The 14,193-nt window shown below is 33.2% G+C and carries 12 protein-coding genes; all 12 read right to left on the bottom strand.

The features are described 5' to 3' along the window. Positions 1-329 precede the first annotated feature (329 nt). Positions 330-1,265, bottom strand: coding sequence for a thioredoxin-disulfide reductase (gene trxB, locus IDG66_RS00410; protein ID WP_000134963.1), 936 nt, complete (start codon positions 1,263-1,265; stop codon positions 330-332). A 66-nt stretch (positions 1,266-1,331) separates the two neighbouring features. Next, the gene (locus tag IDG66_RS00405; protein ID WP_000057543.1) at positions 1,332-2,771 is read right to left on the bottom strand and encodes a tetratricopeptide repeat protein; all 1,440 of its coding nucleotides are present in this window, start codon (positions 2,769-2,771) and stop codon (positions 1,332-1,334) included. A gap of 7 nt (positions 2,772-2,778) precedes the next feature. Then, entirely contained in the window at positions 2,779-3,264 is a 486-nt protein-coding gene (locus IDG66_RS00400; protein ID WP_001224793.1) for an acyltransferase, read from the bottom strand. 7 nt (positions 3,265-3,271) lie between these two features. After that, positions 3,272-4,111, bottom strand: a complete 840-nt coding sequence (lgt, locus tag IDG66_RS00395) for a prolipoprotein diacylglyceryl transferase (protein WP_000513312.1) — start codon at positions 4,109-4,111, stop codon at positions 3,272-3,274. Positions 4,112-4,116: 5 nt separating this feature from the next. Next, complete coding sequence (hprK, locus tag IDG66_RS00390; protein WP_000958224.1) at positions 4,117-5,049, bottom strand: HPr(Ser) kinase/phosphatase; 933 nt, start codon at positions 5,047-5,049, stop codon at positions 4,117-4,119. A 606-nt stretch (positions 5,050-5,655) separates the two neighbouring features. Then, the gene (gene uvrA, locus IDG66_RS00385) at positions 5,656-8,502 is read right to left on the bottom strand and encodes an excinuclease ABC subunit UvrA (protein WP_000662681.1); all 2,847 of its coding nucleotides are present in this window, start codon (positions 8,500-8,502) and stop codon (positions 5,656-5,658) included. A gap of 7 nt (positions 8,503-8,509) precedes the next feature. Then, complete coding sequence (gene uvrB / locus IDG66_RS00380) at positions 8,510-10,495, bottom strand: excinuclease ABC subunit UvrB (protein WP_000229237.1); 1,986 nt, start codon at positions 10,493-10,495, stop codon at positions 8,510-8,512. A 268-nt stretch (positions 10,496-10,763) separates the two neighbouring features. Continuing rightward, entirely contained in the window at positions 10,764-11,000 is a 237-nt protein-coding gene (locus IDG66_RS00375; RefSeq protein ID WP_000638419.1) for a CsbA family protein, read from the bottom strand. Further along, positions 10,997-11,647, bottom strand: coding sequence for a YfbR-like 5'-deoxynucleotidase (locus IDG66_RS00370; RefSeq protein WP_000538141.1), 651 nt, complete (start codon positions 11,645-11,647; stop codon positions 10,997-10,999). The genes IDG66_RS00375 and IDG66_RS00370 overlap by 4 nt, the downstream gene beginning before the upstream one ends. A gap of 173 nt (positions 11,648-11,820) precedes the next feature. After that, positions 11,821-12,660, bottom strand: coding sequence for a CHAP domain-containing protein (locus IDG66_RS00365; RefSeq protein WP_000753321.1), 840 nt, complete (start codon positions 12,658-12,660; stop codon positions 11,821-11,823). A gap of 147 nt (positions 12,661-12,807) precedes the next feature. Further along, positions 12,808-12,915, bottom strand: a complete 108-nt coding sequence (locus IDG66_RS00360; protein ID WP_072360986.1) for a hypothetical protein — start codon at positions 12,913-12,915, stop codon at positions 12,808-12,810. 153 nt (positions 12,916-13,068) lie between these two features. Next, positions 13,069-14,179 (bottom strand): peptide chain release factor 2 gene (prfB, locus tag IDG66_RS00355; RefSeq protein ID WP_010956549.1). Its coding sequence is split into 2 segments (ribosomal slippage): positions 13,069-14,106 and positions 14,108-14,179, totalling 1,110 coding nucleotides; the frame shifts between segments, so codons are not numbered across the junction. Between the last annotated feature and the right edge of the window lie 14 nt (positions 14,180-14,193).

Raw genomic sequence — 14,193 nt, 5'->3', positions numbered from 1 at the left:
TAGAAATTAGTATTTCTTATGCATGAGTTTTACTCATGTATTCCTATTTTTAAGTACACATTAGCTGTGGCTAATGTGTAAGAACCACTACATAATAAATCATTAGTGGCTCTTTATCATTTCTGTCTCACTCCCATAAAGTTATAAGTTTAATATAACATATAAAAAAACTAGAACTCATTGAAACGCACAAATGATACGTACTAAGTTCTAGTTTTCTATATAATTTGTTTTAATTTAAAAGTAAGACATTATTTTAACAATGTGATGACACTATTAAAATAAATATCCAAATAACTTACAACTCAACATCTTAATTCGACCTCGAATTAAGCTTGATCGTTTAAATGTTCAATATATTCCGCTGCACTTTGCGCTGCAATACTACCATCGCCAGTAGCAGTGACAATTTGGCGTAAACCTTTGTCACGAACATCTCCTGCTGCAAAAATACCTGGTACTGATGTTGTCATATCATCTTTTGTCACAATATAACCAACATCATTTGTAATACCTAAGTCTTTAAATGGCGCTGTTAATGGTTTCATACCAATATAGATGAATACACCATCAGCCTCGTGTGTTTCTTCTGAACCATCTTTTGTAGACGTTAATGTCACAGAACCCACTTTGCCGTCTTTTTCATTAATTGATTTCAAAGTATGACTCCAAATAAAGTCGATTTTATCATTTTTGAATGCTCTATCTTGTAAAATACGTTGTGCACGTAACTCATCACGACGGTGAACGATTGTTACTTTGTCAGCAAATTTAGTTAAGAATGTTCCCTCTTCTACTGCTGAGTCACCACCACCGATAACGAATAGGCGTTTATTTTTAAAGAATGCACCATCACATACTGCACAATAACTTACACCGCGTCCACCAAGTTCTTGTTCACCCGGAACACCAATTTTCTTGTATTCTGCACCTGTAGCAATAATGACCGCTTTCGCTGTTAATTCTTTATTACCAAAGTTAATCACTTTATATTCGCCTTTATCTTCTACAGATTTAATATCTCCATATTGATAAACTGCACCAAACTTTTTAGCGTGTTCAAACATTTTTGTAGATAAATCTGGACCTGTAATCATTTCGAAACCAGGGAAGTTCTCTACTTCTTCTGTATTAGCCATTTGACCGCCTGGAATACCTCTTTCAATCATAACTGTTTTTAAATTAGCACGTGATGCGTATACTGCAGCAGTCATACCAGCTGGACCTGCACCGATAATTGCTATATCAAAATCTATTTCAGTCATTTTATTAACGCCTCCTCATTATTAATCATTATGCGCATTATATAATAAATCTAACTTTTCATAAATCTATATGCTCAAGAGAAATTCAATCATTTTGTTCAGTTTATATTGTGTTATGCCTAACCATGTTGTAATTTGCTTCTTTGTAACGTTTCGAGGTTGATTTTTAAAATACAAATAAATAAACGCACCGATATATGGCTCAACATCAGTTAAATCTACTTTTTCAGCAATTATGAGTTCACCTTGATTAATCCATGCAACCATTAAATCATTTTCACTTACAAATAATTCATTTTGGTAAAGCGTTAACAAGCCGCGATGAATGAAGTCTAATTTATTGAGCGTTAAACCTTGAACTAAATACGTTAAATACAATTTCTCATAATTATTTAGATTTTCCAGAACCTGCCAAATACTTTCCGTCATCACAATTTCTTTACCATTTAATTGATCCAATAAAAAAATACCATATAAACGATAATGACTGTCATCACTTTGAAGTAATGGCAAAATATGTTGGTCAAAAACTTCTTTGCTATTTTCAATTACCCAAGGCGCATGTCCAATTTCCACTTTAGAAATTTGCTTCAATTTATCCCAGTAGTAATGACTTTCGTCTTCTTCACCTAAATAATAATAATTATATGCTAAAGCATTGTACATTTGAATTGATAAAAATTTCCCTTTTTTATATAAAGGGTACAACAATTGTTGTGATGCACGATACTGCTTTAAATAACTTAATACAATACCTAATTTAAAACTTTCATCGTCATTCATAGGTACAACTTTGTTTAATATTTTTAAATATTTTTGATATTGTTCATTTTCCTTAGTGTTATAAAGTAGCAAAGTATAATGGCATAATGCATATATATCTGTACTATCCTCTTGTAATAGTGCTTCGTACAATGCTTTAGCCGTATCATATTCACCGAGATATAAATAACACATTGCCAATAAATTACGTACGACACGATGATCTTGAACTTCTTGTGGTTGATGTAAGACATAATTCTTTGCATCTTTTAATCGACCTTGAGAAAAAAGATATTGGAATAGTATTTGAACTACAAACAATTGAGCTTCAAGTTCAATTTGTTCTTCGCTTTGATATTTCACATCAAACATTTGATCTAATTCATCTCTATAATCTTGGTCGTCGCTAACAATAACATAATTAATACCAAACAAGAATGCCTTGTTTGGTTCGTTAACTTCAATGTTGAGCTGACTCAATTCATAAAAGCTATCTTCTAGATGCCTATTATAAATAATATTGTCATAAAATAAATGTTCTGCTTTTTTAGCAATACCAAGTTGCACTAGACATTGTGCATAATCAATTTGAATTTCCAGATCATCAGGTGACAATTCTAACACTTTTTCAAAGTATTCAGCAGCTCGTTTATATTCTCTTTGTTTAAACTTCTGTTTAGCCATTTTACGATAAAATGCATCATCAAAAGTCATTGGAATTACATTATTATTCTTTTGCGCCATAAAATTGTCACCTCCTAATCATTTTTATATACATAGGGTTGCCATATGCAAATCCATTATCCGGTATATCTTTTGAAACAACCGTACCAGCTGCAACTTTTACATTGTCACCAATCGTTATACCGGGTAAAATGGTAGCATTTGCACCAATCAAAGTGTTAGATCCTATCGTCACTGGTCCATAACGAAATTCATCAACTAATGCTTCATGCGTCAAAATTGTTACATTGTAACCAATAACACTGTTACTACCAATCGTAATCAGTTCTGGGTAAAAAATATCTAACATTACTTTATAAGCTATCGACGATTGATTACCGATATTAATATTTAAAAGTTGTTTATATATATGTCTTTTCAGTACCATACTTGGAATAAATTTCGAAAATTCAATGATAATTACATTCTTAAAAACTTTCGAAAATTTAACAAGACGGTATACACGCCATAAAGGGTTTGTATGATGATGTGTTTTTGATAAAAATTTTCTCAAAATATCACTACTTCACTTTTTTTGTTGGCCATGGAAGCGCCCCAACTTTGCTATACAACGGTGGATTATACTTAATCCTTCTATATACAATTAAACTTATACTTATTAAAATTAAAAGAATTGATACTAATTGTGCAACTCTAATATTACTTGTGAGCATTAAGCTATCTGTACGTAATCCTTCTATAAAGAATCGACCAATTGAATACCAAGTTAAATATAAAAAGAATGTTTCTCCTAATTTTAAATGTTTACGAATATTAACTAAGATAATAAATCCAGCGACATCCCAAATGGATTCATATAAGAATGTTGGATGATAATATTGGCCGTTAATATACATATTTTCTATTATAAAATTTGGCAAATGTAATTTTTCTAAAAAAGCGCGTGACACAGGTCCACCATGTGCCTCGTGATTCATAAAGTTACCCCAGCGTCCAATTCCTTGCGCTAAAATTATACTTGGCGCAACGATATCACCAATTTGAAATGGGTTTAAATTTTTCACTTTACATACAATAACACCAGCAATAAAGCCACCTATTAAACCACCATGTATTGCTATTCCACCATGCCATATTTTAATAATTTCACTTGGATTTTCCACGTAATATGGCCATTGGAAAATCACAAAATAGATTCGTGCCGCGATAAATCCAAATAGTGCACTATAAAAAATAATATCTACTAAAGTATCTTTATGTAATCCTGCTTTAACTAGTGCACGTTGTGCAACAAAGTAACCAAGTAATATTCCGACAGCAATGATAATTCCATACCATCGTACACTCAGTGGTCCTAAGTTAAATGCCACAGGATCTATATAGTTAAATACAATACCCATTCAACCTACTCCTCACTCTTATGACTGTTCTTGATAATTTCTTCATTTAATCTTTCACTAAATTCTTCGGCAGTGTTAATGCCCATGATATTTAATCGATAGTTCATTGCAGCGACCTCAATAATTACCGCAACATTTCTACCAGGTCTTACAGGTATTGTTTTTTTAGTGATTTCAGTATCTAAAATACTTAGCGTCTCTTCATTAAGACCTACGCGGTCATATAACTTTTGCTTGTTCCAGTTTTCCAAATTAATATTTAATCTAATTCGTTTTTCAGTTAATATTGAACCCGCGCCAAATAAAGTCATAACATTGATAATACCTAGTCCACGTATTTCTAATAGATGTTCTATTAACTTTGGTGGTTTCCCTATTAGTTCATCTTTATTAATTTGACGTATTTCTACATTATCATCTGCTACTAATCTATGCCCACGTTTAACTAATTCCAACGCAGTCTCACTTTTACCTATTCCTGAATCACCGGTAATTAGTACACCAACACCGTAAACATCTACTAAAACACCATGTAAAGATGTCGTCTTTGCAAGTGCATGCTCTAAAAACGTTGTTAAGCGACTCATTAAACTTGTAGTCGCATCTTTAGCAACTATAAGTGGGGTATTTAATTCTTTTGCAGCTTCAACTAATTCTTCTGGTGGCTGCAATCCACGCGTCACAATAATTGCAGGCGTTTCTGGTCTGCATAGTTTACGCATACGACCTGCGCGATCCTTATCTGGTAATAAATTGTAAAACGATAGTTCCGTTGTTCCTAATAGTTGTATTCTATCTGACGCATAATGTGAAAAATAACCTGCCATCTCTAAGCCCGGTCTTGATATATCAGCATTTTTAATTGGCTTCGATAGTCCTTCTTCACCAGCGATTAAATCTAACTTTAATGTTTCAACTAGTTTTTCTGTCGTTAACATGGGTTCACCTCAATTGTATTTATCCCTACTCTTACATCTCTTCTTATCATATCAAAAATATAACACCAATCTACATTGAAAAGCTAAAATAAATATTAATTGTTCATTATTGTTATTATTTTACAAGTCAATATCAATCATTAATTTATTGCTTGCTTAATTTACATGGTTCATATCGCCATAAAAGTCCGAGCCAAAAATCAATGACCTAAGCTCTACAATGATATATTGGAATTAGTTGGCGGGGCCCCAACATAAAGAATTTCGAAAAGAAATTCTACAAACAATGCAAGTTGGCGGGGCCCCAACATAAAGAAATACTTTTTCTTTAGAAATTAGTATTTCTTATGCATGAGTTGCACTCATGCATTCCTATTTTTAAGTACACAATAGCTGTGGCTAATGACAAAGAACCACTACATAATAAATCATTAGTGATTCTTTATCATTTCTGTCCCACTCCCAGTTCGATTTATGTTTAACTACTCTAGATTGACCCTATCTTAACATAATTCTTTTTACGCATCTTTTCTTTCTACTATTCATTACTAAATTAATAAAAAGAAGCGAAGGATAAATTTATAACATCCTTCACTTCTTTTAATCTTATTTATCTTCAGTATTTTGTTTATCTCGTTCAAGTACTTCTTTTAAATACTTTCCTGTATATGATGACTTTGTCTGAGCAATATCTTCGGGTGTGCCAGTCGCAACAATAGTACCACCGCCACTACCACCTTCAGGACCTAAGTCTATAATATAGTCTGCTGTTTTGATAACATCTAGGTTATGTTCAATAATTACAACAGTATCACCATTTTCAACTAATCGGTTTAATACTTTTAATAATCTACTAATATCGTCAACATGTAACCCTGTTGTCGGTTCATCTAGGATATAAATAGATTTACCAGTTGAACGTTTATGAAGTTCAGATGCAAGTTTCACACGTTGAGCCTCACCACCTGATAACGTTGTAGCTTGTTGACCTAATGTGACGTATCCAAGACCAACATCAACTAGTGTTTGTAACTTGCGCTTAATCTTAGGAATATTTTCAAAAAATTGTGTTGCTTCTTCAACAGTCATTTCTAAAATGTCAGCAATATTTTTACCTTTGTAAGTAACCTCTAGTGTCTCACGATTATATCGTTTACCATCACACACTTCACAAGGAACATAAACATCAGGTAAAAAATGCATTTCAATTTTAATAATACCGTCACCTTTACAAGCTTCACAGCGTCCACCTTTTACATTAAAACTAAAACGCCCTTTTTGATATCCTCGAATTTTAGCTTCATTTGTTTGCGCAAACACATCACGTATATCATCAAACACACCAGTATATGTTGCTGGATTAGAGCGTGGCGTTCTACCTATTGGTGATTGATCAATATCAATAATTTTATCAAGTTGATCAATACCTTCAATCTTATCGTACAATCCTGGCTTTACTTTAGATTTATTAATTTTTTGAGCTAATGATTTGTATAATACTTCATTTACTAATGAGCTTTTACCAGAACCTGATACACCTGTAACAACCGTCATGATTGATAGTGGTATGTCCACATCAACCCCTTTAAGATTGTTGCTTCTAGCTCCACGTATAGAAATTTTACGATCTGAAGCCGGTCTGCGATATTCAGGTACTTCAATACGTTTCTTACCACTCAAGTATTGTCCTGTTAATGATTTTTTATCTTTCATTACCTTTTGAGGAGTACCACTAGACACAATCTGCCCTCCATGTTCACCAGCACCAGGACCTATATCCACTAAGTAATCAGCCGCACGCATTGTATCATCATCGTGTTCAACTACAATTAAAGTATTTCCTAAATCTCTCATTTCTTTAAGTGTATTAATTAATCGATCATTATCTCTTTGATGCAGTCCAATTGATGGCTCATCTAATACATATAAGACACCAGTCAAACGCGACCCAATTTGCGTTGCTAATCGAATACGTTGTGCTTCACCACCTGAAAGTGTACCTGAAGCTCTGTTTAACGTTAAATATTCAAGTCCCACATTATTTAAAAAAGTGAGTCGGGAAATAATTTCTTTCAATATTTGATTTGCAATCGCTTGATCTTGTTCTGACAAATCAATGTTTTTATAATAGTTCAGCGCTTGACTGATTGAATATTCGACTACTTCACCAATATTTAAACCACCTACATAAACAGATAACGCTTCACGACTCAATCGCTTTCCATGACAAGTTTCGCAAGGTAGTTCAGTCATATATTTACTCATCATTTCACGTGTATATTCTGAAGGAGATTCATGGAATCGTCTACTTATATTAGGAACTACACCCTCGAAAACCATTGTTCGTTTTCTAGTACCACCTTGACGTTGTGTAAATGTAAATTCAATTTCTTTGTCACCAGAACCATACAATAAAATATCACGTTGACGTTCTGTTAACTTTTTAAAAGGTTTATCCATATTGATTTTATAAACTTCACAAACACGTTTTAACAATGTTGGATAAAAATCAGAACTCGTCGGTATCCAAGGTTCTATTGCACCTTCGTTTAGCGTCTTATCTTTGTCGGGAACAACCAAGTCTACATCGACTGTTAACTTTTGGCCTAAGCCATCACATGTCGGACAAGCACCAAAAGGACTGTTAAAGCTAAACATTCTTGGTTCTAACTCTCCGATTGAAAATCCACATATAGGACAAGCATGGCTTTCTGAAAACTTAAGGTCTTCCCCGTCAATGACATCGACTGTTAATTGTCCTTCTGAAAGCTCTAAGGCAGTTTCTATAGAGTCAGCTAGTCGTGTTTCAATTCCATCTTTAACAACTAATCGGTCTACAACAACTTCTATTGTATGATTCTTGTTCTTATCTAAAGTAGGTACATCATTTACATCAACAATTTCGCCATCGATTCTTAAACGTACATAACCTTTTTTACCAATATCTTCGATTAGCTTTTCATGACTACCTTTACGATGAGCGATGACAGGTGCTAATAATTGAATCTTTGTACGTGCCTCTAATTCCATAATGCGGTCAACCATTTGTTGTACTGTTTGCGATTCAATTTCTATATTGTGATTTGGACAGTAAGGTTTACCAACACGTGCATATAACAAACGTATATAATCATATATTTCTGTTACTGTTGCTACAGTTGATCTTGGATTTTTACTTGTTGTTTTTTGATCTATTGAAATTGCTGGCGATAATCCTTCAATTGTATCAACATCTGGTTTGTCCATTTGGCCTAAAAATTGACGCGCATAGGCACTTAATGATTCAACATAACGTCGTTGTCCTTCAGCATATATAGTATCGAATGCTAATGACGATTTACCTGACCCAGATAAACCTGTCATAACAATTAATTTATTTTTAGGTAGTTCGATATCAATATCTTTCAAGTTATGCGCACGAGCACCTTTTACTACTATGGATGGTTCTTTCATTTACTTGTCACCCTTCTGCTTTTAATTCAAATAACATATCTCTTAATTCTGTAGCTTTCTCGAAATCTAAATCTTTCGCTGCTTGTTTCATTTCTTTTTCTATATTGTCGATTGTCTTTTGACGTTCTTTTTTCGTCATCTTCTTAGGTATCACAGTTTGTGCTTTGTCATTATTTTCGTCATTTTCAACAGTAGCACTAATTAAATCATGTATTTTTTTATTAATTGTTTTAGGTGTAATACCATGTTTTTCATTATGTTTCATCTGTATTTCTCGACGACGTTGTGTCTCATCAATTGCATACTTCATCGAATCAGTCATTTTATCGGCATACATAATGACTTCACCTTTATCGTTACGCGCAGCTCTACCTATTGTTTGAATTAATGAGCGGTTAGAACGTAAAAACCCTTCTTTATCTGCATCTAATATGACAACTAGAGAAACTTCTGGTATATCAATACCCTCTCTTAATAAATTAATACCTACGATAACATCATATGTACCCATTCGTAAGTCTCTAATTATTTCAATTCGTTCTAATGTCTTGATTTCTGAATGCAGATAATTAACTTTAATACCCGCTTCTTTCATGTATGTGGTTAAATCTTCACTCATCTTTTTAGTGAGCGTTGTAACAAGTACGCGTTCATTACGCTCAACTCTTGTTTGAATTTCACTTAATAAATCGTCAATTTGATTTTCAGTAGGTCTAACCTCAATCTTAGGATCCAGTAAACCAGTAGGACGAATAATTTGTTCAACCATCTTATCCGTATGTTCAATTTCGTATGGTCCAGGCGTTGCAGATACATACACAAGTTGTTTTGTCTTTTCTTCAAATTCTTCAAATTTAAGTGGACGGTTATCTAATGCACTCGGTAATCTAAATCCATGATCCACCAAAACTTGTTTACGCGCTCTGTCTCCGTTATACATGCCTCGAACTTGCGGTAATGTCACATGTGATTCATCAATCATTACTAACCAATCATCGCCAAAGTAATCCAATAAAGTATATGGTGTCGAACCCAGTGGCCGCAAAGTTAAATGTACGGAATAGTTTTCAATTCCTGAACAGAATCCCATCTCTCGCATCATTTCTAAATCATAGTTGGTACGCTGTTCTAACCTTTGCGCTTCTAGTAATTTATTCTCATCTCGTAATTCTTTCAATCGTTCTTCCAATTCTTTTTCAATACGTTCAATCGCAACTTTCAACTTTTCTTCACGTGTTACGAAGTGAGAAGCTGGGAATATCGCAAAATGTTCTCTTTCTTTCAACACTTCACCTGTTAGGTAGTTAACTTCTCGGATACGGTCAATCTCATCGCCGAAAAACTCAACCCTTATACAAAGTTCTTCTTTAGAGGCTGGGAATATTTCAACTACATCACCACGCACTCGAAACGTTCCTCGTTGGAAATCGATGTCATTTCGTGTATATTGCACATCTACAAGTTTTCTAAGTAATTCACTTCTATCCATTTCCATACCAACTCGAACACTTACTACTAAATCTTTATATTCTTCAGGATTACCTAAACCATATATACAACTTACACTAGCAATAATAATTACATCATCGCGTTCAAATAATGCACTTGTAGCAGAATGTCGTAGTTGATCAATTTCATCATTGATTGAGGCATCTTTTTCAATAAAAGTGTCAGTAGACGGTACGTATGCCTCTGGTTGATAATAATCATAGTAACTTACAAAGTATTCCACCCTGTTTTCAGGAAAAAATTCTTTAAACTCACTATATAATTGTCCTGCTAATGTTTTGTTATGCGCGATAATTAACGTTGGTTTCCCAACTTCTTTAATAACATTACTCATCGTAAATGTTTTCCCTGTGCCAGTAGCACCTAATAAAGTTTGATGTCTTTTCCCCGCTTTAATACCTTCCACGATTTCTTCAATTGCTTGCGGTTGGTCACCTTGAGGCTCAAAATCAGAATGTATTTTAAAAGGATAATGTTCAACCATTGTCACATATGCCTCCTCTTTCAACGTATTATTTATATTTCCGCTCAACTCTTTGCTTTCTCATTACATATTTTAGCAAAGTAGTCACACAAAAAGCAAACGTTTGTTCGTAAAAATGTCGAACAAAGAAAAACAAACATAGTTGTGCTAACTATGCTTGCCTTAAATCAAATCGTTTATCTTGTTATTTTTAGTATGTAAATACACATTATATTAATCATCATTTTGTTTCAACAAATTTGTTTGAAACATTATTTTAAAGTTAATCTTAGCGATCTTCATCTTGATGTTTATGAAATTCGAGTTGATCTATAATTAAATAACCAGCTAATAATGACACTACATCAATAAAAATAATCCACTCGTTATGGAAATACTCTTTATAGATTGAGGCACCAATTAAAATTAATGTCAGAATAGTACCGACCCATTTACTTCTTGTTATTACACTAAATAATACTACCAAGACACATGGAAAGAATGCTGCGCTAAAATACCATATCATTCATTTTCCTCTTTTCTTTTATTTAAAATGTTCATGGTTGTTTCTCTTAATTCTGTTCTAGGTATAAAGTTTTCAGTCAACATTTCTGGAATGATATTATTAATAAAATCTTGTACAGATGCTAAATGGTCAAATTGAATAATTGTTTCTAGACTCATTTCATAAATTTCGAAAAATAATTCTTCGGGATTACGTTTTTGTATTTCTCCAAATGTTTCATAAAGCAAATCAATTTTATCAGCAACTGAAAGTATTTGGCCTTCTAATGAATCATCTTTACCTTCTTGCAGTCGTTGCTTATAAACATCTCTATATTGTAATGGAATTTCTTCTTCAATAAAGGTCTCTACCATTTCTTCTTCAACTTGCGAAAATAATTTTTTTAATTCACTACTCGCATATTTAACAGGTGTTTTTATATCACCAGTAAACACTTCGGCGAAATCATGATTTAATGCTTTTTCATATAAGCTTTTCCAATTAATCTTTCGTCCATGATATTCTTCAACTGTTGCTAGATATTGAGCAATTTTAGTTACTTTAAAGGAGTGTGCTGCAACATTGTGTTCAAAATATTTAAATTTTCCAGGTAATCTTATAAGTCTTTCCATATCTGATAATCTTTTAAAATATTGATGTACACCCATTTCAATTACCTCCTCCATTAATTAATCATAAATTATACTTTCTTTTTACATATCAATCAATTAAATATCATTTAAATATCTTCTTTATATAACTCTGATTAAATGATACCAAAAAATCCTCTCAACCTGTTACTTAAACAGGCTAAGAGGATAGTCTTGTCTTGATATATTACTTAGTGGATGTAATTATATTTTCCTGGATTTAAAATTGTTCTTGAAGATTTAACATTAAATCCAGCATAGTTCATTTCAGAAACAGTAATTGTTCCATTAGGGTTTACAGATTCAACAACACCAACATGTCCATATGGGCCAGCAGCTGTTTGGAAAATAGCGCCAACTTCTGGTGTTTTATCTACTTTAAATCCTGCAACTTTTGCTGCGTAATTCCAGTTATTTGCATTGCCCCATAAACTTCCTATACTTCTACCTAATTGTGCACGACGATCGAAAGCATAATATGTGCAGTTTCCATAAGCATATAAGTTCCCTCTGTTAGCAACTGATTTATTGTAGTTATGTGCAACAGGTACAGTTGGTACTGATTTTTGTACTTGAGCAGGTTTGTATGCTACATTAACTGTCTTAGCTACTGCTTGCTTAGGTGCTTGCTTAACTACTACTTTTTTAGACGCTTGTTGTACAGGTTGTTTTACTACCTTTTTAGCTTGGCTTGCTTTTCTTACTGGTGTTTTAACCGCTTTAGTTTGTTTCACTTTATTTTGAGGCACAAGTGAAATCACGTCACCAGGAAAAATTAAAGGTGTTACACCAGGATTGTATGAATATAATTGATTCAACGTTAAGTGATGCTCTAATGCAATCTTATATAATGAATCGCCAGCAACTACTGTATAAGTTGTCGGTGATTGCGTTTGTGCTTGAACATTTGATACATAATTATGTTGAACAGGTGTTTTTACTTGTGTGCCATGTTGTTGTGCATGTGCTGCATTATTTAAAGCTAAAAAAGCTAACACTGACGAAACCGTCACTGTAAGAGTTTTTTTCATCTTGCTGTCATTCCTTTGCTGTTAGTATTTTAAGTATGCAAATACTATAGCACAATACATTTTGTCAAAAGCTATTGTTATAACGATGTAATCAAATGGTTAACAATATAAAAAGAATACAACCTTTTATCATAGTGTAAAATGTATTCATACCATGTAATTGAGAACGTTTTCAACGATTAATTCAATACCTTGAAAATCGCCATAGGTAATATTACTAAATGCACACTGCATATGTTGTTTTAACAAATACAACTTTCAAAAAATATATTCTAACTCTATCTACCGAATTGTACTTAAATATTCATAAACAAATCATATTCCAAAATCTAATTTACAATTTATTTAGCTACCTTTAAAAAAACCAAAAACCGACGCCCTTTTAGAGCCTCGGTTTTAAAATATATATTAATCGTGCGACATTGTCTGTCTTAAATATGATTCGATAAATGGTCCAATGTCTCCATCCATCACTGCATCAACCTTACCTGTTTCTTCGTTCGTACGATGATCTTTCACCATTGAGTATGGATGGAAAACATATGATCTAATTTGGCTTCCCCAGCCGATTTCTTTTTGTTCGCCACGAATTTCAGCCATTTCACGTGCCTGCTCTTCCAATTTTAATTGATATAATTTAGACTTTAACATTTTCATAGCTGCTTCACGGTTTTTAATTTGAGAACGTTCATTTTGGTTATTAACAACTATACCTGAGGGGTGGTGGGTAATTCGTATTGCCGATTCAGTTTTGTTAATATGCTGACCACCTGCACCAGAAGCTCTGAATGTATCAACTGTAATATCATCCGGATTGATTTCAATCTCTATTTCATCATTATTAAAATCTGGAATAACGTCGCATGATGCAAATGATGTATGACGACGTCCTGATGAATCAAATGGAGAAATTCGTACTAGTCGGTGTACACCTTTTTCAGCTTTTAAATAACCATAAGCATTATGCCCTTTGATGAGCAATGTTACACTTTTAATCCCTGCTTCATCCCCAGGTAGATAATCAACAGTTTCAACTTTAAAGCCTTTCTTCTCACAATAACGTTGATACATTCTAAATAGCATATTAGCCCAATCTTGAGACTCCGTGCCACCTGCACCAGGATGTAACTCTAGAATTGCGTTATTGGCATCGTGAGGCCCATCTAATAATAATTGCAATTCGTATTCATCCACTTTAGCCTTAAAATTAATGACCTCTTGCTCTAAGTCTTCTTTCATTTCTTCATCAAATTCTTCTTGTAATAAATCCCAAGTAGCATCCATGTCATCTACTTCTGCTTGTAGTGTTTTATAACCATTAACTATTGCTTTTAACGCATTATTTTTATCTATAATATCTTGCGCTTTCGTTTGGTTATCCCAAAAATTAGGTTCTGCCATCATTTCTTCATATTCTTGAATATTAGTTTCTTTGTTCTCTAAGTCAAAGAGACCCCCTAATTTGTGTTAAATCTTGATTATACTTATCTATATTTCGTTTGATTTCTGATAATTCCATAGCATTCGCTCCTA

Source organism: Staphylococcus sp. EG-SA-18, assembly GCF_017151825.1.
Lineage (GTDB): Bacteria > Bacillota > Bacilli > Staphylococcales > Staphylococcaceae > Staphylococcus > Staphylococcus aureus.
Note: the sequence above shows the minus strand (reverse complement) of the source record. Positions and strands in the feature narration are given on the sequence as shown.